This window comes from Bacillus pumilus (assembly GCF_024498355.1).
GTDB lineage: Bacteria > Bacillota > Bacilli > Bacillales > Bacillaceae > Bacillus > Bacillus pumilus_P.
On the sequence record NZ_CP101833.1, the window covers coordinates 1,647,136 to 1,668,994 of the forward strand.

A 21,859-nucleotide genomic window follows, 5' to 3' on the forward strand; every position below is an offset into this window, starting at 1 on the left:
AGAAAGCGCTTGATTTGTGAGGATAATGATTGACAATTGTTTTGGTCATTAGTTAAACTCTTTAATAGTTAAACACTTAAACTAAAAGGAGCAGCGTATGGAACAAAATAAAATTGCACAGCTCATTCAGAGGTATGCAGACGTTTATCTCATGATGGAGAAAAAAGTATCGAGTATGATCACAGAAAAGCTTGATAAAGAGCTTACCCTTGATCAGTATTACTCGCTTCGATACATCAATTTACATCCAGGGTGTACATCAACGGACCTAGCTTATGTATGTAATGTGAATAAAAGTGCTGTGACATCAATGACGAACCGTCTATTTACAAAAAACTATATTGTTCGTGAGCACGATCAAGCTGATAGAAGAAGTGTGCACCTGTACGTCACGCCAGAGGGCAAAGATGTCGTCAGCCGAATGGAAAAGCAGCTTCAGGATCTAGTTCGATCTTATTTTGAAAAGCTGGAAGAAAAAGAAATGGAATCATTTATTCAAACATATGAAAAGATTTATCAGATTATCATCGAAGAGGAGGCACAAAGTAATAATGAGAGCAATCATAAAGGGTAGATGGCTTATCACGATCCTTTGGGTCGCATTAGCGGCAGTGTTACTTATCACCGCTCCTAATATGGCGCAATTAACAAAAGAAAAAGGGCAAATTTCTGTTCCGGATGGGTATCCGTCCTCATATGCCGATCGGCTATTAAAGAAAATGTCTGATAGCGGAGATACGGAAAAATCAATCGTCATTGTTTTTCAAGAAAAGAACATTGTCAAAGAAAGAGAAACATCTTTAAAAAAGGCAATGGAGATTTTAGAAAAGGATAAAGATCTCCACGTAGAAGACATCACTTCTTATTTTGAAGCGAACAAAGATATCAAAAAACAAATGCTCTCTAAAGATCAAACGACGCTCCTTGTTCCAGTTACATACGACTCAAGTAAAATCAAAGCATCCGATTTTAAAGAAAGAGTCAATGAAAAGCTAAAGAGCCTGAACCTAAAATTTGAAATGACAGGGCAGCCGTTAATCGATGATGATGTTCTCACAAGCTCCCAGGAAGGCCTGAAAAAAACGGAGTTCATTACGATCGGGTTTATTTTAGTCGTTCTTGTACTTGTCTTTAGGTCAGCGGTGGCACCACTCGTTCCGTTAGTCTCAGTGGCACTTTCTTACTTAGTCAGTCAATCGATCGTAGCTTACTTAGTCAAATATCTAGACTTTCCGCTTTCAACCTTTACCCAGATCTTTATGGTCGCGATCATGTTTGGGATTGGAACGGACTATTGTATTTTACTCCTAAGCCGGTTTAAAGAAGAGCTGTCACATGGAAAGGATAAAATTGAAGCGATTATTACAACGTATAAAACAGCAGGGAAGACGGTTTTATTCAGTGGTATTGCTGTGCTGATTGGCTTCACTTGTATTGGTTTAGCGCAATTCCAGCTTTATAAATCAGCTGTTGCAGTCGCTGTTGGGGTCGCCGTGTTAATCTTGGCACTACTTACCGTTGTTCCATTTTTCATGGCTGTTTTAGGGAAAGTGTTGTTTTGGCCGATTAAAGGTGATATTGCCCACCCGCAATCGAAAATATGGGAAACAGCAGGTCGTTTTTCATTTAAGAAACCGCTTTTTAGTTTATTAATCGTAGGGATCATCACACTTCCGCCAATTCTTATGTATAAAGGAACTCTTTCCTATAACAATCTTGATGAAATCGGTAATAAATATGAATCCGTCAATGCGTTCAATACGATTTCTGACAAATTTGGACCAGGGGAAGCACTCCCGGCAACGATTGTGGTGAAATCATCTGATCTGTTAGACAACAATAAAGGGCTGATTGCCGTTGAAAAGCTCAGCCGTGCAATTGAACAAACAGATGGCGTAAGTAAAGTGAGAAGTGCGACACGTCCGGTCGGTAAAGGGCTGAGTGATCTATACGTGAAATCACAAGCCAAAGATCTAAATACCGGACTTGATAAAAGTAATGAAGGCTTGAAAAAAATCCAAGATGCACTGACGACAATGAGTAAATCCATTGAGGATCAAACGCCGCAAATCAAATCATCTGGAAAAGGCATTAACAAATTGATTTCTGGTACAGAATCAGTGCAAATAGGCATTCAAAACGTCGAAAAATCGTTAAAAGATTTGCAAAGCGGAATCGATCAAAACAAAAAAGGTGTAGCAGCCATTAAAGAGAAAATCAAAGGTGCGAAAAAGGAATTAATGGCTCAAGTTGCACAAGTGAATCAACAAGTATCGCTATACAAAAGCATTTCCAAAGAATTAAAGGCAGCATTAGCGCAAGTGGATACGTCATCCTCTGCCGCAGCGGATGTAAAAGCATTAATCACACAAGCAAATAAACAATTTAGTACACTCGAAAAACAAATTCCGCAGGTAAAAGAAAATCAATCGTATCAAGCCATTAAAGCTTCATATAATGAACTTTCTACGACCTTGCAAGAAGGGGCGAAACAGGCAGACAGCTATGCCAAACAAGCTAAAGAAGCCAAAAAACAGCTTGAAGCAGCGGATGCCTTTATCGCAAAAGCTTCAGAGCAGCAAAAAGTCTTGACGAGTCAAATCGATGAGCTCATTGCTGGCTTAGACGCAATTGAAACTGGACTGGATCAAACGTCTAAAGGTCAAGGACAGTTAGCTGATAATATGCCAAAGCTTGTAAATGGAGCTGGGCAAGTGATTGATGGTCAAAAACAAATGAAAGAAAAGATTGGCGGCTTTGGTGATAACCTGACCAAGCTGACAGATGGCCTGAACAAAAGTGTAGATGGACTTGAGAAAATTTCAAGCGGGTTAATGGGTGCAGGTGACTACTTAGACGAACTGAAAAATGCACCAGATCAAGACATGGCCGGTTGGTTTATCCCAAAAGACGTGCTGAAAAATAAAGCATTCAAGCAAGTATTTGATTCATATATGTCGGATGACCGCAAAATGACAAAGATTGATGTCATTTTAGAAAAAAATCCATATGGCAATGAAGCCTTGTCGACGATTAAGCAAGTGGAAGCTTCTGTCGAGCGGGCACTTCCTGAAACGAACCTAAAAGATGCATCATTCGGCGTTTCAGGTGTATCAAGTATGAACGCTGATTTAAAACAGCTGTCAGACCAAGATTTCAATAAAACAGTTCTTTACATGATGATCGGTATTTTCCTCATCCTGGTGATCCTGTTCCGGTCGATTGTCATGCCGCTTTACTTGGTTGGTTCACTCATTTTGACTTACTTTACAGCAATAGGTGTAACGGAATTTATTTTCACCCAATTCTTCGGATATCCGGGCATCAACTGGGCTGTTCCATTCTTTGGCTTTGTCATATTGATGGCGCTGGGAGTAGATTATTCGATTTTCTTAATGGAACGGTTCAATGAATACAAAACAAAAGACATTCAGTTTGCAATGACCGAATCAATGAAGAATATGGGATCTGTCATCATGTCTGCTGCCGTTATTTTGGCAGGAACATTTGCAGCGATGCTGCCTTCTGGTGTGCTGTCACTTTTACAGATTGCAACACTTGTCCTAACAGGACTTTTACTGTATGCACTCGTTGTGCTACCATTGTTCGTACCTGTTATGGTCAAATTGTTCGGAGCCGCAAACTGGTTCCCATTTAAACGAAAAGAATAGGTATTTCATAAAGAAAGTAGGAACAATGTATGAGTCGTTGGGCGCTTATTACTGGTGCCAGTGGAGGGATTGGGCAGGCGGCAGCCAAAAAGCTTGCCCAAGAAGGCTGCCACTTGATGCTCCATTATCACCAAAATGAACAGGCAGCCATGCGTCTCTCCGCTCATCTGGAAGAGACATATGAAATAGAGACGCACATCGTTCGTGCAGATTTAGCTAAAACAGGCGGAGCAGATGAGCTTGTCAGGTGTCTGCCGTTATTTCCAGATATACTTGTTTTGAATAGCGGTAAGAGCCATGTCGGTTTAGTGACAGATACAGAAAAGGAAGTTCTAGCCAGCATGGTGCAGCTTCATGTCACAAGTCCATATGAGCTCACCCAATCCCTTTTGCCTGCAATGATTCAAAAAAAAGCAGGTCATATCATTGCGGTTAGCTCCATCTGGGGAGAAACGGGCGCATCGTGTGAAGTGCTGTACAGCATGGTCAAGGGTGCACAAAATGCCTTCATTAAGGGACTCGCAAAAGAGCTTGCCCCAAGTGGAATTAGAGCAAATGCCGTCTCGCCCGGTGCTGTTCAGACTGACATGATGCAAAGCTTCACACAAGAAGACATTGCGATGCTTGAAGAAGAGATTCCACTCGGCCGGCTTGCAGCACCCGAGGAGATCGCAGATGTCATTTGGTTTCTCGCCTCAAAGCAGTCAAGTTATATGACGGGTCAAATTTTATCCGTGAATGGCGGCTGGTACTGTTAAAAAACGTGTATAATTCGTCTCTCCATGACAAAAGCTATGGCTGTAATTCATCTTTTCGAATGGAGGAATCGACATGTCTGTACTTGAGAGCTGGGACCATTGGAAAAATTTTTTAGGTGACCGTTTAAATCATGCGCAGGATAAAGGTTTATCAGATGATACAATCAACAACCTTGCGTATGAAATTGGCGGATATCTAGCGAACGAAGTGGATGCAAAGAACGAGCAGGAAAGAGTGCTTGCTGACCTTTGGAGCGTTGCATCAGAAGATGAGCAGCGCGCCATTGCAAACATGATGGTCAAGCTAGTAGAAAATAATAGCTCGCACTAAACAAAAAGAGGGGTCGTTTGTGCCTCTCTTTTTATTTTAACCGTTTAGCAACATTGTGCTTTCTAAAAATGTGAAAATGCTTTATGATAAAGGAAGGTAAAATTTTGCCACAATGAAGGGGGTAATATCATTTGGCAAAGCTCGAATGGTATTTTGAATATGAGATACATGTAAACCGTCCCGGACTTTTAGGAGACATTTCTTCTCTAATGGGGATGCTTTCAATTAATATTGTGACAATTAATGGTGTTGATGTATCAAGACGCGGAATGCTTTTGCGCTGTGACCACACAGATCAAATTAAGCGCCTTGAATCAATTTTAAATACAATGGAAACGATAAAAGTAACAAAATTAAGGCAGCCAAAACTTCGTGACCGTTTAGCTGTTCGTCATGGACGATACATCCAGCGGGATGCTGATGACAAAAAGACGTTCCGTTTCGAAAGGGACGAGCTCGGTCTTCTTGTTGATTTTATGGCTGAACTATTTAAAAAAGAAGGACATAAATTGATTGGGATTCGCGGAATGCCGCGTGTTGGAAAAACAGAATCAATTGTTGCTTCAAGTGTATGTGCAAGCAAAAGATGGCTGTTTGTATCGTCTACTCTTTTGAAACAGACCATCCGCAGTCAGCTGATTGCTGATGAATACAGCCCAGATAACGTCTTTATTATTGATGGAATTGTGTCGACAAGAAGAGGTTCTGAGAAACACTTACAGCTTTTAAGAGAAATTATGAGACTGCCTGCAACAAAAGTGGTCGAGCATCCAGACATCTTTATTCAAAATTCAGAATATACAATGGATGATTTCGACTATATCATTGAACTGCGCAATAGTGCAGACGAAGAAATTACATACGAGCACGCTGAAGAACCACAAGTATTTGATCATTCTGGTTTTTCCGGCTTCGATTTTTAATATGGTAATGGTAGGTGTTTGTTTTGACTGAATTGGGAAAACGGCTCGTTGAGGCCAGAGAGGAAAAAGGGATGTCGCTGGAGGACCTTCAGGCGGCGACCAAAATCCAAAAGCGCTATTTGCTAGCAATCGAACAAGGAAACTATGATATTATTCCAGGTAAATTTTACGTCAGAGCGTTTATTAAACAATATGCCGAAGCCGTTGGACTAAATCCTGAACAATTGTTCGAAGAATTTCGTAAAGATGTACCAAGCACGTATAACGATGAAGTATCTGATAAATTATCAAATATTAAACCGCAGAGAGAGCTGCCAAAGCCTGCCTCGAAGGTGCTGGAGCTATTGCCGACGATCTTAATCATTGGAGGCATCCTTGTGGTGATCGCCATTATATATGTGATCGTGCAAGCGGTCAATCAGGATAGCGGACAGAAGAATAATCAGACAGCTCCTCAGAAATCAGAATCAAAATACGAAGTGTCTGAGGATTCATCACTCGCAAAGGATCAAAAGAAAAAAGAAAAAGCCTCGTCAGATGATAAAGAAAATACATCTAAAAAAGACGATTCATCAAAGGATGATTCATCAAAAGACGATGAAGCTGTTTCTTTGAAGGCCACGAATACAGAAGGATCCACGACAACATATGAAGTGTCAGGTGCAGATGAGATGGAGTTAACCATTTCTGCCTCGCAAGCTTCATGGCTGCGCGTGAGAGACGAATCTGGAAAAGTGCTGAAGATGGGTGAACTGAAAGATGGCGAATCGTTTAAAACAGACCTGTCGGAGCTCTCCAAGATCGATATCCGTCTCGGGAATGCGACTGGAATTGACATCAAGGTCAATGACGAGACACTTAAGTACGAATTAGACCCTAAAGACACGATGACACAAAACATTGTGATTGTGAATAAAGGAAAGGAAAAGTCATCTTAAGCAAGTAGATGACTTTTCTTTTGTTCCTACTATTATATACATAAAAAATTGCTTTATTGGAGGATTGGATTTCATGTTTAACTTACCGAATAAAATTACTCTTTCTCGGATCGCCTTGATCCCTGTTTTTATGATCATTATGCTTGCACCTTTTGACTGGGGTGTTGCACGCTTTGGTGATGTCAGCATTGAAGTGACTCACCTTGTCGGAGCGATCTTGTTTATTGTGGCTTCGACAACCGATTGGATTGATGGTTACTACGCACGTAAGTTCAATTTAGTGACGAATTTTGGTAAATTTTTAGATCCGCTTGCAGATAAATTGCTTGTTTCAGCTGCTTTAATTATACTTGTTCAATATCACCTCACGCCGGCATGGATGGCCATTGTCATCATTAGCCGTGAATTTGCTGTAACAGGTCTAAGGCTCGTATTAGCCGGAGGCGGTGAAGTGGTAGCGGCCAATATGCTTGGAAAAGTGAAAACATGGGCGCAAATCATTGCGATTTCGGCACTTCTATTGCATAACCTGCCGTTTGAACTTGTATCATTCCCGTTCGGTGATCTTGCGATGTGGGTAGCGGTGTTCTTCACTGTTGTCTCAGGCTGGGATTACTTTGCGAAAAACTGGGAAGCTTTAAAGAATTCTAACTAACAAAGGACGTGTACGCTTTGAAGTCAGAGAGAAAAGCAGAAATTATTGCAGTCGGTTCCGAACTTTTGCTAGGGCAAATTACGAATACGAATGCACAATTCATCAGCAAACAGCTAGCTGAAATTGGTGTGAACGTTTATTACCACACAGCAGTTGGTGACAATCCAGAGCGTTTAAAACAAGCCATTCAAGTAGCGCAGGAAAGATCTAATTTTATTATATTCTCAGGCGGTCTTGGACCAACAAAAGATGATTTAACAAAAGAAACCATTGCAAATACGCTCGGAAAAGAGCTTGTGCTAAATGAAGAAGCATTTGAATCGATTCAAGACTACTTTCGAAAGACCGGACGTGACATGTCACCGAACAACCGTAAGCAGGCACTCGTTCTAGAAGGATCTGATGTGCTGGTGAACCGGTTCGGGATGGCACCAGGTATGTTTATTCAAGAAGAAGATACGTTTTATATTCTGCTTCCTGGACCACCAAGTGAACTGCACCCGATGTTTGAAAACGAGGCGAAGCCGCTGATTTCTGAGAAACTTGGCTTAAAAGAAAAAATCGTGTCTGTTGTGTTGCGTTTCTTCGGAATCGGTGAATCACAGCTTGAAACAGACCTTGAAGATTTAATCGATGCTCAGACCAATCCGACGATTGCACCGCTTGCAGCTGACGGTGAAGTGACACTAAGGCTCACAGCCAAGCACGAGGATGAAAAAGAAACGGAGCGTCTGTTAAAAGAAACGGAAGCGCAAATTTTAGATCGGGTAGGCGAGTACTTCTACGGATATGGAGATACATCTCTTGTCCGTGAAGTTTCCAAGGCCTTGCACGAACACGGGAAAACAGTAGCAGCCGCTGAAAGTCTGACTGGCGGCATGTTCTCCGAATGGCTGACAGATCTCGAAGGGGCATCATCGATTTTTAACGGAAGTGTGGTTTGTTATACCAATCAAGTGAAGCAGCAGGTGCTTGGCTGCCGGGAGGCAACGTTGTCTTCTCATGGCGCTGTCAGCAAAGAGTGCGCTTTAGAGCTCGCTGAGGGCATTAGAAAGCTGACAGGAAGCGATATCGGTATTAGCTTCACTGGTGTGGCAGGACCTGCTAGCCAAGAAGGACAGCCTGTCGGAAAAGTGTTCATTGGGCTATCCACTAAAGATCAGAAAGACGTGTTTGAATGGATGTTTACAGGCAGTCGATCAGGCATTCGAAAACGCGCTGTGAAATATGGTCTGCATCACTTGCTTAAATTATTAAAAGAGAGTTAATTTTGTTTTTTGTTAGGTTTACTCCTTTATAAAAGACTGTTTTTTCTAATAGAAACAGCTCTTTTCTTAAAAGATCTGCCAAGAAAAAATCGAATATGTGTTCGTTTTTTTCTTGGCAAATGACGTAAAACAAGGTATAGTATAGATAGTGGAATTGATAAAGGAGGAAACAATAGAATGAGTGATCGTCAAGCAGCCTTAGATATGGCTCTTAAACAAATAGAAAAACAGTTTGGTAAAGGCTCTATTATGAAACTAGGAGAGCAAACAGATACACGTATTTCAACAGTACCTAGTGGTTCGTTAGCACTTGATACTGCGCTTGGAATAGGTGGATATCCTCGCGGTCGTATTATTGAAGTATACGGTCCAGAGAGTTCTGGTAAAACGACAGTGGCACTTCATGCAATTGCTGAGGTTCAGCAGCAGGGAGGACAAGCAGCATTCATCGATGCAGAGCATGCACTAGATCCAGTTTATGCTCAAAAACTAGGTGTCAATATTGATGAGCTGTTGCTTTCTCAGCCGGATACAGGAGAACAAGCACTTGAAATTGCAGAGGCACTTGTCCGCAGTGGTGCAGTTGATATTGTTGTCATTGACTCAGTAGCTGCTCTTGTACCAAAAGCAGAGATTGAAGGAGACATGGGTGATTCACACGTTGGTCTTCAAGCCCGTTTGATGTCTCAAGCACTTCGTAAACTATCAGGTGCTATCAACAAATCGAAAACAATTGCCATCTTTATTAACCAAATTCGTGAAAAAGTAGGGGTCATGTTCGGTAACCCTGAAACAACGCCTGGTGGACGTGCTCTGAAGTTCTATTCATCTGTTCGTTTAGAAGTGCGCCGTGCTGAACAGCTGAAACAAGGCAATGACATTATGGGAAATAAAACAAGAATTAAAGTTGTGAAAAACAAGGTTGCACCGCCATTCCGTATTGCGGAAGTAGACATCATGTATGGTGAAGGAATCTCAAAAGAGGGAGAAATCATCGACCTTGGAAGCGAACTAGATATCGTACAAAAGAGCGGAGCTTGGTATTCTTACCAAGAGGAACGTCTTGGACAAGGCCGTGAAAATGCGAAACAGTTCCTTAAAGAAAACAAAGATATCCTTCTCATGATTCAAGAACAAATCAGAGAACACTACGGTTTGGATACAAACGGAGTGAAAGCAACCGAAGAAGAGGGACAAGAAGAATTGGAATTTAAAGACTAAAAAGACGCTGAAAAGCGTCTTTTTAGATTGTTGACAAAGGGCTAAAATTGATCTTTTAGCCCTTTGTCTTCTTTTTCAGCTTCAGCGTGATAGAAAACCTTTGAAGTCTAGGAAGGACGAGTACCGGAGCGGAGTGAATGTGACATTCGTGAGCACCGGCACGCAGGACTGACACCGAATGCGAAGGTTTGTCTACACACTGAAAAGCGTCTTTTTTTTACATTTACATGACAGATAGCGGTCAAAAGTTCTGTCTTCGCTTGAAATAACGACTTACGCCTCAGTCTGACTAGCTTGACAAGTATTTCCGACACAATTACAATGGAAATGTATCACTTGTTTTTCTTAACATGATTGATAACTAATTTAAACTTGACAAGGGCAGTGAGGATCTCATTCCCTGTGAAGGCCCTGTATGTTGAGGTACAAAACAATGTACATGCCGACACTTTATTTGTAAAACCAAGTTCATAGCAAGAGGAGGTGAAAATATGTCGCCTACGATGTTTACGATCATCTCCATTTTGCTGAGCCTAATCTGTTTAGTTGTTGGCTACTTTGTTCGTAAAACCATTGCAGAAGCAAAAATATCCGGCGCAAGAAACATGGCCGAACAAATTGTTGAGGATGCAAAGCGTGATGCGGAAGCATTGAAGAAAGAAGCGCTCTTGGAAGCGAAAGATGAAATTCATTCGTTTCGTGTAGAGGCGGAGCAAGAAGTTCGTGAAAGACGTAATGAGCTTCAAAGACAAGAAAACCGTTTACTTCAAAAAGAAGAAAATCTTGATCGCAAAGATGAAACTTTAGATAAACGGGAGTCCCTGTTGGAGAAGAGAGATCATTCTCTGAATGAACGACAACAACATATTGAAGAGATGGAAAGCAAAGTGGATGATATGATTCGTTTGCAGAAAGCCGAGTTGGAACGCATTTCTAGTTTAACTCGAGATGAAGCGAAACAAATCATTCTGGATCAAGTTGAAAATGAGCTTTCCCACGACATTGCAGTCATGACGAAAGAATCTGAAAACCGGGCGAAAGAAGAGGCTGATAAAAAGGCGAAAAACATTCTTTCACTTGCGTTACAGCGCTGTGCAGCTGATCATGTAGCTGAAACAACGGTATCTGTAGTCAATCTTCCAAATGATGAGATGAAAGGTCGTATTATCGGACGTGAAGGACGAAATATCCGTACGTTAGAAACGTTAACAGGTATTGACCTGATCATAGATGATACACCTGAAGCTGTCATATTATCGGGCTTTGATCCGATTAGACGTGAAACAGCGAGGATAGCTCTGGACAAGCTAGTCCAGGATGGCCGCATTCATCCTGCACGAATTGAAGAAATGGTGGAAAAATCACGCCGTGAAGTCGATGATTATATCCGCGAGATGGGTGAGCAAACGACATTTGAAGTCGGTGTTCACGGTCTGCATCCGGATCTCATCAAAATTCTCGGTCGCTTAAAATTCCGTACAAGTTATGGACAAAATGTCCTGAAGCATTCAATTGAGGTTGCACATCTTGCAGGTCTCATGGCTTCAGAGCTTGGAGAAGATGCGAAGCTTGCAAAACGAGCAGGTCTTCTGCATGACATTGGAAAAGCCATTGATCATGAAGTAGAAGGAAGCCACGTAGAAATTGGCGTTGAGCTTGCGACGAAATATAAAGAGCATCCTGTTGTCATCAACAGTATTGCCTCTCACCACGGTGACCAAGAACCGACATCTATTATCGCTGTTCTTGTTGCGGCAGCTGATGCATTATCTGCAGCACGCCCTGGTGCAAGAAGTGAGACGCTTGAAAATTACATTCGGAGACTTGAAAAATTAGAAGATATCTCTGAATCTTATGAAGGTGTTGAAAAATCGTTTGCGATACAGGCTGGACGTGAAGTACGTATTATGGTGAAGCCAGATTCAATTAATGATCTTGAAGCTCACCGTCTAGCAAGGGATATTCGTAAGCGAATCGAGGACGAGCTCGATTACCCTGGTCACATTAAAGTGACGGTCATTCGAGAAACTCGCGCAGTAGAGTATGCAAAATAGAGCGGTGCGCTTAGCGCCGCTTTATTTTTTTGTGTAAATATGCAACACTGATAGGAAGATCAATTTATAAGAGAAAGGGTACAAAACGCATGAAAATATTATTTGTTGGAGATATCGTCGGTTCACCTGGCAGAGATACACTGAAAGAATACTTGCCGAAACTTAAGAAAAAATATCAGCCGCACTTTACAATTGTCAATGGAGAAAACGCGGCTCACGGGAAAGGTCTCACTGAAAAAATCTATCACGAGCTGCTGCAAGCAGGAGCTGACGTGCTCACAATGGGCAACCATACATGGGATAAAAGAGACATTTTCGATTTCATCGATGATGCAGCCAATATTGTTCGTCCTGCCAACTTCCCGCAAGGTACGCCTGGAAAAGGACTCACCTTCATTAAAAAGCAAGGAAAAGAATTGGCTGTCATCAACTTACAAGGACGTACTTTTTTACCTCCAATTGACTGCCCGTTTCAAAAAGTAGATGAATTAATTGCAGAAGCATCCAAACGTACACCATTTATTTTTATTGATTTTCATGGTGAAGCCACAAGTGAAAAGCTAGCAATGGGCTGGTATACAGATGGTCGTGCATCATGTGTTGTTGGAACGCATACACATGTTCAAACAGCTGATAACCGCGTATTGCCAAAAGGAACTGCGTATATTTCGGATGTTGGCATGACAGGTCCTTATGATGGCATTTTAGGTGTTGACCGGGAAACGATCATTAAGCGATTCAAAACGAGCCTTCCTGTCCGCTTTGACATTGCGGAAGGACGTACTACATTAAGTGCAGTGATCGTAGAAATTGACGAACAGTCGAAAAAAGCTGTCAAAATTGATCGAATTTTGATAAATGATGACCATATTTTCTTTGAATAAATGTTCACATATTTATTTCAGAAAAATATTAATCAGAAAGAAGGAATATGCGCCCTCTATCGTGAATATAGTAAAAATGGTAGGTAGCCTGCTATTTTTGAAAAACATTTTGGGGATGGATTTTCAAAAAAATAGCATCATCTAACAAAGATTGTTCTAATGAACACTCACTTATCCATTGTAAATTTAAGGGGGAGCAGAAATGGAAATTTTAAAAGTTTCAGCAAAGTCAAATCCGAATTCAGTAGCAGGAGCATTAGCCGGCGTTTTACGTGAACGCGGTGCAGCAGAAATACAAGCAATCGGTGCTGGAGCGCTGAATCAGGCAGTCAAGGCAGTGGCCATTGCAAGGGGATTTGTTGCGCCTAGCGGAGTGGATTTGATATGCATTCCAGCCTTTACTGACATTCTTATCGATGGAGAAGAAAGAACAGCAATCAAACTGATTGTTGAGCCACGATAATTCTAATTTTATTATTTTCAACCTGCTTACATCATGTAAGCAGGTTGTTTTTGTTTACTGCTATACATTTCTTATATAACATATTCAGTTCATGAAATAGATAAAAAAACTACATATTAGAGCTTGCATTTTTTCACCATGATGATAAATTAAGAATAAGTTGAAAATACTTCATCAAAAATAAATATTTAAGTAGGTGAAATAATGATTGAAGCTTTTTTGAAAAGAGGAAAGCTTGTTTTTATTTTGTTTTTTATCGTTCTCATTGCCGGGGGCTATCTATTTACGCAGCTTCCTAAACGAGAACTGCCAGAATTCCAAGCAAATATCGTGACCATCTCCACTGTTTTTCCTGGTGCTGATGCAAAACAGGTGGAAAGTGATGTAACCAATAAGCTGGAATCAGCCATAACTGATATCAATGGTGTAGAGAAAACGAGCTCTGTTTCTGCCATTGGTTTTTCAAATATTGTGCTTGAAATTGATGATCAAGCCGATTTTCAAAAGGTGGCAGGTCAAATTAAAAATGAAACCACGAGTGCCGCATCTTCCTTTCCTGACGGTGTGATGGAGCCAGATGTAAAGGATGAGTTTGGCAACGTGCCGGTTGGTTCTTACATGATTGTGTCGAGTAAGTCATCTGACTTAGCGAAAAGTCAGGAATCGCTTCGTGCGTTGAAGGGAAAAGTAGAGGACATCAAAGGTGTTGACGGTGTCGTCATCAAAGGCTTCAATGACAAACAAGCGATATTGAACTTAGATTCAAGTAAGCTTGAGGATGAGGGGTTAAATGTGACCGATGTCACAAATGCCATCAATCAGGAATTTGACACTACTCCACTAGGTGACATTCGGGCAGACGGAGAGAAGGTCAAGCTGTCCATTGATGCCTATGACCGCTTAGATCAAGTCGAAAAAATTGAGCTTTTCTCAAAAACGAATCGAGAGCCAGTCACAATTAGTCAGCTTGGCAGCTTAAAAGAAGTAGAAAAAGAGAAAAGTGATATTGTTTCGTATAACGGAAAGCCCGCCTATTCGTTTACAGTCAATATAAAACCAGGGCTTGATATTCCTAAAATGTATGACAAAGTCAGTGCTGTCATTGAAAAAGAGAAACAGCTGCCAAATGGTGTAGAGTGGGTAGACTATTATTCTCAAAAAAGTGAAGTAGATGCCATTTTTAATGATTTAATCAAAGAAGCCATCGTTGCAGTCATCGCTGTCATTATCGTCACCACACTTGGTCTCACCATTGGCGGTGCCTTTATCGTTTCACTAGCGATCCCATTATCGATCACGATTGGGACCATTCCGCTGCCATTTTTACAAGTGGACCTTAATCAAATTTCAATCATTGGCTTTATCATTGCCTTAGGGATACTTGTGGATGATGCCATTGTCGTTAACGATAATATTTTAAGGCAGATGAAAAAATACGAAAGCCCGCTTAAAGGAACGATTGCAGGGGTGAAAGAGGTCGCAGGCTCCATTTTGACATCAACGCTTGCGGTTGTGTTTGCCTTCTTGCCACTTGTTTTCCTATCTGGTGCGAACGGTTCATTTATTCGAGCATTACCGTCTGTTTTAGTGACGACTGTGCTTGCGTCTATGGTCATTTCATTGACACTTGTCCCAGTCTATCAATATACAGCGAACCGGAAAAGAAAGAACAAGAAGATTCAAAAGGAGCCGGGATTCTTAGGCAAACCATTAAAGAAATTAGCAGATTTTTATGCAGACCGCGTGCTGACAAAAATCGTGAGGCGTCCACTTCTCATTGGACTAAGTGGTTTGCTTGTTGCCACACTTGCCTTTTTACTTATCTTCGTCACACCGTTTGAATTTTTCCCTGCGGCGAATAAGAAAGAAGTTGTTGTCACTGTCACACTTCCAAGTGAAACGACATTAGACAAAACAAATGAAACATTAGAGAAAATAGAACAAGAGATCAAACAGCAAAAAGGCATTGAAGAGACGGCCATTTTTGCAGGTGGCGGTGTGCCGAACTTGTTTAATGAAAGCATCTCAAACGCAAGTGACCATACTGGTCAAGTTGTCGTGAGAGTAGACAATGAACAGATGACAAGTAAAGCATTGATTGACCGTATGACAGAGCCTTTGCGAGAGAAATTTAAAGATGCTGATATCTTTATGAAAACCATTGTTCAAGGGCCGCCAACCGGAGCGCCTGTGACTGTAACCATTGCGGGTGACTCTTTTTCAAAGCTGATTGATATCAAAGGAACGCTTACAAAAGAAATGAAAGAAAATGGAGCAAGCTTGATCACGGACGATGTCAATCAGCCGGTGAAAACCATCTCATTTGAATTAAACCGTGATCGTATGGCAGAGGATGGGCTCAGTGCTCAGTTTGTCAGCAGACAGCTTGGTCTTGTGACAGAAGGACTCCCATTAGGCACCTTTAAACAAGGAACAGAGGACATTGATCTCGTGGTCAAACAGGACATGGGTACACATCAAAATAGCCTGAAGCTAAACGAAATCAAAGTGCCTGTGAATACAAATGAGGGTGGTGTGCCTTCACTGGAGCCACTTAGCCGATATGTGAAAGAAAAAGAAACAGAGCAGTACGAGAGCATTCCACATGAAAATGGTATTCCGACCATCACGTTAAAGGCGTACCCTGGAACGTCAGATACATTTAAAGACGATATGAAAGAAGTTGTCAATCAAGTCGAAAAAAGTGATGCAGCGAAGGACTTGACCATTTCTCAAGGTGGAGAAAATGAAGATCAGACCCAATTCTTTATTGAAATTAGTCTTTTATTTGGAGTTGTCTTGCTGCTCATTTATGTGACGATCGCCTTCCAGTTCAATTCATTGATGCTTCCGCTTTTAGTGATAGGAACTGTTTACTTAGCGATATCAGGAGCCGTTATCGGACTGTTTGTCACGCAAACGCCGTTCAGCTTTATGGCGACAATGGGGATTGTATCATTAGCTGGCATCGTGGTTCGAAATGCGGTTGTCTTATTCGAATTTATTGAACAGCGGCGCAAGCTAGGTCTTGATCAACGAACAGCCGTGATTGAAGCGGGAAGAGCAAGGATTAGACCAATTTTATTAACGGCATTTACAGCACTAGTTGCCCTAATGCCTGTTGCGTTAAGTAATGACCCACTCTTTAAGCCGCTTGCAATCTGCATTGTATCAGGTGTCTTTTTCTCAACGATTCTGACACTATTAATTGTACCGGCCCTATATGTTGTTGCCGTTTCAAAAAAACGCTGACAGTTAAAAAAGCAAATCTCCTTCTATTCGGAGATTTGCTTTTTTTTAGAAAAATATCTAAAAAATTATGTGGAGTGTTCATTTGTCTCTACTGAGTAGACAGTGGTATTTACGACTAAAATAAGACGTGTTAAAATCTGATTGGGAGAAGTTTTTTAACAAAGGGGTTGTACGTCATGTGTGGAACGATGAAAGCGATTGTTAAAAAAGAAAGCGCTTACGGAGCGGTGTTGATAGACATGCCGATTCCAGAAATCAATGATCATGAAGTATTGATCCAGGTGAAAGCCACATCGATATGCGGAACAGATGTGCATATTTATAATTGGGATGATTGGGCAAAGGGAAGGGTCAAAGCACCTTACATTTTCGGACACGAATTTACAGGGGAAGTTGTCAAAGTGGGTAAACAAGTCTCACGTGCAAAAGTAGGGGATTTTGTATCGGCTGAGACGCATATTGTATGTAATCAGTGCTATATGTGTTTAACAGGACAGCAGCATTTGTGCAGTGAAACGAAAATTTTAGGGGTAGACATTGATGGCTGTTTTGCTGAATATGTCAAAGTACCTGCACAAAATCTGTGGCACAATCCAGCTCAAATGCCAGTAGAGCTTGCATCCATTCAAGAGCCGCTTGGAAATGCAGTTCATACGGTTTTGCACACACCTGTTTCAGGTAAAGCAGTGGCGATTTTTGGCTGCGGACCCATTGGTTTAATGGCCATCGCAGTCGCAAAAGCCTCTGGGGCTGTCCAAGTGTTTGCCGTTGATAAAAATGAATACAGGCTTGAGCTTGCAAGGAAAATGGGCGCAGACCATATCGTGGATATCGGAAAAGATGATCCTGTTGCGATGATTAAGCAGCTCACGCGAATGGAAGGGGCAGACGTGATGTGTGAGATGTCAGGACACCCAGTGGCGATTCATCAAGCACTCGAAGCTTGTGCAAATGGAGGGAAAGTCAATATACTGAGTTTGCCAGAAAGGCCAGTGACAATTGACATTACGAATCAAATTGTTTTTAGGGGATTAACCGTTCAAGGGATCACGGGGAGAAAAATGTTTGAAACGTGGCGTCAAGTATCTGAGCTTTTAAGAACGAATACAATTGATGTACAGCCGGTTGTCACCCATACGCTGCCATTTGAAGATTTCGAAAAGGGGTTTGAACTCATGAGAAATGGTACATGCGGAAAGGTCGTGCTTATGATGCCATCATATCAAAGGGGGAAGAAATGATGAAAGAATTCACGTATTTACAAGATGAATTAGAAACAATGAAGCAGCAAGGCACCCACCAAACGCTCAAAGAGATTGACTCAAAACAATCATCCGTGGTCACATTAAATGACCAATCCGTTATACAACTCTCCTCAAATAATTACTTAGGCCTCACCTCGCATCCACGGCTGATGAAAGCAGCGAAAGAGGCGATTGATGAATTTGGTGCTGGGACAGGATCCGTACGAACCATTGCCGGTACAATGACGATGCATGAACGTCTTGAAAAAAAGATCGCTGCATTTAAGAAGACAGAGGCAGCCCTTGTGTTTCAGTCAGGTTTTACGACCAACCAAGGGGTCTTATCAAGTATCTTAACAAAAGATGATATTGTGATTTCAGATGAGCTCAATCATGCCTCGATCATCGATGGCATTCGATTAACAAAGGCAGATAAAAAAGTATACGCCCATTCCAATATGGAAGAGCTTGAGAAAATTTTAAAAAAATCTATGAATTACCGCGCCCGGCTTATCGTAACAGATGGTGTGTTCTCGATGGATGGAGATATTGCACCGCTTCCTGAGATTGTGAGACTTGCAGAAGCATATGACGCATTTGTAATGGTTGACGATGCGCATGCGTCAGGAGTACTTGGCGAAAATGGACGCGGGACAGTCAACCATTTTAAACTCGACGGAAGAGTGCACATTCAGGTTGGGACACTTAGTAAGGCTGTCGGTGTGCTAGGCGGCTACGTGGCTGGTTCTGCGGTTTTAATCGACTACTTAAAGCATAAAGCAAGACCGTTTTTATTCAGCACCTCACATCCACCAGCTGTGACAAGAGCGTGTGAAGAAGCAATTGAAGTACTGTTAGACGAACCAGAGCGAATTGATACGCTTTGGGAAAACGCTTCCTATTTTAAAGAAAAGGTCATCAATCTGGGATTTCAGGTTGCACCAACAGAGACACCGATTATTCCGATGATGATTGGAGACGAGGCACTTACTTTCCGTTTTTCAAAGGCATTAATAGAGCGAGGTGTCTTTGCTCAGGGCATAGCCTTCCCAACTGTGGCCAAAGGAAAAGCGAGAATTAGAGCCATCATCACAGCAGAGCACACAAAAGAAGAACTTGACCGTGCACTGACAATCATTGAAGAAGAAGCGAAAAAACTGAACATTCTTGATTGAGAGAGCGTGGGCTCTCTTTTTCTTTTTATAAAGAGAATGGTTATGACTGTCCTGTTAAATAGGCATTTTTCATAGAAAAACCTCGTATGAATTTATTTTCAATTCATAACAAAATAGTCTATACTGTAGGGTGGAGCTTGGTTTGAAAGGAGTACAAATTCATGAATGAAAAGCAGAGAAAAGCAAGCGGACAAGTAAGTTCATCGGACAAAAAATCCGAGAAGGACTACAGCCAATATTTTGAAGCTGTTTACATTCCGCCTTCCTTAAAAGATGCAAAAAAACGGGGTAAAGAAGAAGTCGAATACAATCAATTTCAAATTGACGAGCGGTTTCAAGGGTTAGGGAACGGCCGCAAGTTTTATATTCGCACTTATGGCTGTCAAATGAATGAGCATGACACAGAGGTGATGGCTGGTATTTTTATGGCGCTTGGCTATGAACCAACAAACTCTACTGAAGATGCGAATGTCATCCTATTAAACACCTGCGCCATTCGTGAGAATGCTGAAAACAAAGTGTTTGGAGAGCTTGGTCATTTAAAAGCATTAAAACGTGAAAAGCCAGATTTGATCTTAGGTGTCTGTGGATGTATGTCACAAGAAGAATCTGTCGTCAACCGTATTTTGAAAAAACACCCATTTGTTGACTTGATTTTTGGAACGCACAACATTCACCGCTTGCCGGAGCTTTTATCTGAATGTTACCTTTCAAAAGAAATGGTCATCGAGGTTTGGTCGAAGGAAGGGGATGTCATTGAAAACCTTCCAAGAGCCCGCCAAGGTAAAATCAAAGGCTGGGTGAATATTATGTACGGCTGTGATAAGTTCTGTACATACTGTATCGTACCTTACACACGCGGCAAGGAAAGAAGCCGCCGGCCAGATGAAATTATTCAAGAGGTAAGACGTTTAGCGGCAGAAGGATATAAGGAAATTACCCTTCTTGGTCAAAACGTGAATGCGTATGGAAAAGATTTTGAAGACATGGAATACGGTCTTGGCCATCTCATGGATGAGCTGCGTAAAATCGATATTCCGCGTATCCGTTTTACAACAAGTCATCCGCGTGACTTTGATGACCATTTAATTGAGGTGCTTGCAAAGGGCGGCAACCTGCTCGATCATATTCACTTGCCAGTTCAATCAGGAAGTTCTTCTGTGCTGAAACTCATGGCGAGAAAATATGACCGTGAACGTTACCTTGATCTTGTGCGCAAAATCAAAGAAGCGATGCCAAATGCTTCCCTGACAACAGACATTATCGTTGGGTTCCCAAATGAAACAGATGAGCAGTTTGAAGAAACCCTTTCCCTCTATCGTGAGGTGGAGTTTGATGCGGCTTATACGTTCATTTACTCTCCAAGAGAAGGAACACCAGCAGCCAATATGAAAGACAATGTCCCAATGCGTGTGAAAAAAGAACGTCTTCAGCGCCTGAATGCACTCGTGAATGAAATTTCCGCGAAAAAAATGAAGGAATATGAAGGGCAGACTGTCGAAGTATTAGTAGAGGGTGAAAGTAAAAATAATCCTGAGATCCTAGCCGGATATACAAGTAAAAGCAAGCTTGTGAATTTTAAAGCACCAAAAGAAGCGATTGGCAACATCGTCAAAGTGAAAATCACACAAGCGAAAACTTGGTCTCTTGACGGAGAAATGGTTGGAGAAGCTATCGAGGTGAATTAAAATGACGCTTTATTCAAAGAAAGAGATTGTCGAGCGCGCAAGAGAGCTCGCTAAAATGATTTCTGAAACAGAAGAAGTTGATTTCTTCAAGAAAGCAGAAGCACAAATCAATGAAAATACAAAAATTTCGACGATCATTAATCAAATTAAGGCGCTTCAAAAACAAGCAGTAAATTTAAAGCATTACGGCAAACACGAAGCCTTAAAGCAAGTCGAAGAAAAAATCGATGCCCTGCAAGAAGAACTGGATGAAATCCCAGTGATTCAAGAATTCAAAGAATCACAAATTGAGGTCAATTCCCTGCTTCAGCTTGTAGCGCACACGATTTCTAATCAAGTAACGGATGAAATCATTCTTTCAACCGGCGGAGACCTATTATTAGGAGAAACCGGTTCAAAAGTGAAAAACTCATCACCAAGTTGCTCCATTAAATGAGAAAACCCCGCACCTGCGGGGTTTTTTGTTACCTTTTTTTGAAACAATTTAAGAATGGAATTCCCCGCTCTACTTCAAGGCTTCATCAACCTAAATCTCTCACACTCCAACTTTTCCAATTTTCAAGGCAAGTTTATGGGCGACCATGCATACACTGAAACAGAAATGAATTTAATTGAACATGAAGCTCAAAATCGTGACACACTAGACGAATGCCCAGCATAAGATAAAACGATCAAGAACAAGGAGGCATGCCGGAATGTCTGAATACAGAGAGATTATTACAAAAGCGGTGGTTGCAAAAGGGAGGAAATTCACCCAAAGCACACACACCATTTCTCCATCGCAAAAACCAACCAGCATCCTAGGTGGTTGGATCATTAATCATAAGTATGATGCTGAAAAGGTCGGTAAAACTGTTGAGATTGAAGGAACATTTGATATTAACGTGTGGTATTCATATGCTGACAACACGAAAACAGAAGTGGTCACAGAACGTGTGAAATATGTAGACATCATCAAACTGAGATATAAAGATAAAAATTTCCTTGATGATGAACACGAAGTGATTGCGAAAGTGTTGCAGCAGCCCAACTGCTTAGAGGTGACCATTTCTCCTAATGGCAATAAAATTGTCGTTCAGGCAGAGCGTGAATTCATTGCTGAAGTGGTAGGAGAAACAAAAATTGTCGTAGAGGTCAATTCAAGCTGGAAAGAAAAAGATGATCACGAGTGGGAAGAAGAAGTGGATGAGGAGTTAGAGGATATTCATCCAGAATTCCTAGCAGGTGATCCAGAAGAGTAATAGATGACTAGGGCGCATATCTCCCTAGTTTTTTTGTGCCTCGATCTAGGGAAAAAAGGTGCTTTTTTATGCTATAATGTAAGATGGTATGAA

General features: G+C 41.4%; 18 protein-coding genes. All 18 read left to right on the forward strand.

Going from position 1 to position 21,859, the window contains the following annotated elements:
• Nucleotides 1-97 precede the first annotated feature (97 nt).
• Nucleotides 98-574, forward strand: a complete 477-nt coding sequence (locus NPA43_RS08215) for a MarR family winged helix-turn-helix transcriptional regulator (protein WP_256499583.1) — start codon at nt 98-100, stop codon at nt 572-574.
• A complete protein-coding gene (locus NPA43_RS08220; RefSeq protein WP_256499584.1) occupies nt 552-3,671 on the forward strand; it encodes an MMPL family transporter in 3,120 nt (1,039 codons plus the stop codon). Before NPA43_RS08215 ends, NPA43_RS08220 begins: the two co-directional genes overlap by 23 nt.
• A 29-nt stretch (nt 3,672-3,700) precedes the next feature.
• Nucleotides 3,701-4,429, forward strand: coding sequence for an elongation factor P 5-aminopentanone reductase (ymfI, locus tag NPA43_RS08225; protein ID WP_256499585.1), 729 nt, complete (start codon nt 3,701-3,703; stop codon nt 4,427-4,429).
• A 73-nt stretch (nt 4,430-4,502) separates the two neighbouring features.
• On the forward strand, nt 4,503-4,760 hold the full coding sequence (locus tag NPA43_RS08230) for a DUF3243 domain-containing protein (protein WP_034317570.1): 258 nt from the start codon (nt 4,503-4,505) through the stop codon (nt 4,758-4,760).
• 131 nt (nt 4,761-4,891) lie between these two features.
• The gene (locus NPA43_RS08235; RefSeq protein ID WP_099725785.1) at nt 4,892-5,683 is read left to right on the forward strand and encodes a DUF3388 domain-containing protein; all 792 of its coding nucleotides are present in this window, start codon (nt 4,892-4,894) and stop codon (nt 5,681-5,683) included.
• Between the two features lie 23 nt (nt 5,684-5,706).
• The gene (locus NPA43_RS08240; protein WP_256499586.1) at nt 5,707-6,621 is read left to right on the forward strand and encodes a helix-turn-helix domain-containing protein; all 915 of its coding nucleotides are present in this window, start codon (nt 5,707-5,709) and stop codon (nt 6,619-6,621) included.
• A 73-nt stretch (nt 6,622-6,694) separates the two neighbouring features.
• Entirely contained in the window at nt 6,695-7,276 is a 582-nt protein-coding gene (pgsA, locus tag NPA43_RS08245) for a CDP-diacylglycerol--glycerol-3-phosphate 3-phosphatidyltransferase (RefSeq protein ID WP_099725783.1), read from the forward strand.
• A gap of 17 nt (nt 7,277-7,293) precedes the next feature.
• On the forward strand, nt 7,294-8,544 hold the full coding sequence (locus tag NPA43_RS08250; RefSeq protein WP_230030178.1) for a competence/damage-inducible protein A: 1,251 nt from the start codon (nt 7,294-7,296) through the stop codon (nt 8,542-8,544).
• 177 nt (nt 8,545-8,721) lie between these two features.
• Nucleotides 8,722-9,765: a recombinase RecA gene (gene recA / locus NPA43_RS08255; RefSeq protein WP_099725781.1), complete on the forward strand. Its 1,044-nt coding sequence runs from the start codon at nt 8,722-8,724 to the stop codon at nt 9,763-9,765.
• 491 nt (nt 9,766-10,256) lie between these two features.
• Nucleotides 10,257-11,819: a ribonuclease Y gene (gene rny, locus NPA43_RS08260; RefSeq protein ID WP_007499477.1), complete on the forward strand. Its 1,563-nt coding sequence runs from the start codon at nt 10,257-10,259 to the stop codon at nt 11,817-11,819.
• A gap of 89 nt (nt 11,820-11,908) precedes the next feature.
• Complete coding sequence (locus NPA43_RS08265) at nt 11,909-12,703, forward strand: TIGR00282 family metallophosphoesterase (RefSeq protein WP_099725780.1); 795 nt, start codon at nt 11,909-11,911, stop codon at nt 12,701-12,703.
• A gap of 202 nt (nt 12,704-12,905) precedes the next feature.
• Nucleotides 12,906-13,166: a stage V sporulation protein SpoVS gene (gene spoVS, locus NPA43_RS08270; RefSeq protein ID WP_003211281.1), complete on the forward strand. Its 261-nt coding sequence runs from the start codon at nt 12,906-12,908 to the stop codon at nt 13,164-13,166.
• Between the two features lie 204 nt (nt 13,167-13,370).
• Nucleotides 13,371-16,418, forward strand: a complete 3,048-nt coding sequence (locus NPA43_RS08275; RefSeq protein ID WP_256499587.1) for an efflux RND transporter permease subunit — start codon at nt 13,371-13,373, stop codon at nt 16,416-16,418.
• A 176-nt stretch (nt 16,419-16,594) separates the two neighbouring features.
• Nucleotides 16,595-17,659 (forward strand): L-threonine 3-dehydrogenase, encoded by a 1,065-nt coding sequence (tdh, locus tag NPA43_RS08280; protein ID WP_099725778.1) that lies wholly within the window; start codon nt 16,595-16,597, stop codon nt 17,657-17,659.
• A complete protein-coding gene (locus NPA43_RS08285; protein WP_256499667.1) occupies nt 17,659-18,837 on the forward strand; it encodes a glycine C-acetyltransferase in 1,179 nt (392 codons plus the stop codon). Before tdh ends, NPA43_RS08285 begins: the two co-directional genes overlap by 1 nt.
• A gap of 161 nt (nt 18,838-18,998) precedes the next feature.
• Complete coding sequence (gene miaB / locus NPA43_RS08290) at nt 18,999-20,525, forward strand: tRNA (N6-isopentenyl adenosine(37)-C2)-methylthiotransferase MiaB (RefSeq protein ID WP_099725776.1); 1,527 nt, start codon at nt 18,999-19,001, stop codon at nt 20,523-20,525.
• Nucleotide 20,526: 1 nt separating this feature from the next.
• Nucleotides 20,527-20,961, forward strand: a complete 435-nt coding sequence (locus NPA43_RS08295; protein WP_099725775.1) for a regulatory iron-sulfur-containing complex subunit RicA — start codon at nt 20,527-20,529, stop codon at nt 20,959-20,961.
• A 259-nt stretch (nt 20,962-21,220) separates the two neighbouring features.
• Nucleotides 21,221-21,766 carry an outer spore coat protein CotE gene (gene cotE / locus NPA43_RS08300; protein WP_007499466.1) on the forward strand — a complete coding sequence of 182 codons (546 nt, stop codon included), beginning with the start codon at nt 21,221-21,223 and terminating at the stop codon, nt 21,764-21,766.
• The last annotated feature ends 93 nt before the right edge of the window (nt 21,767-21,859 follow it).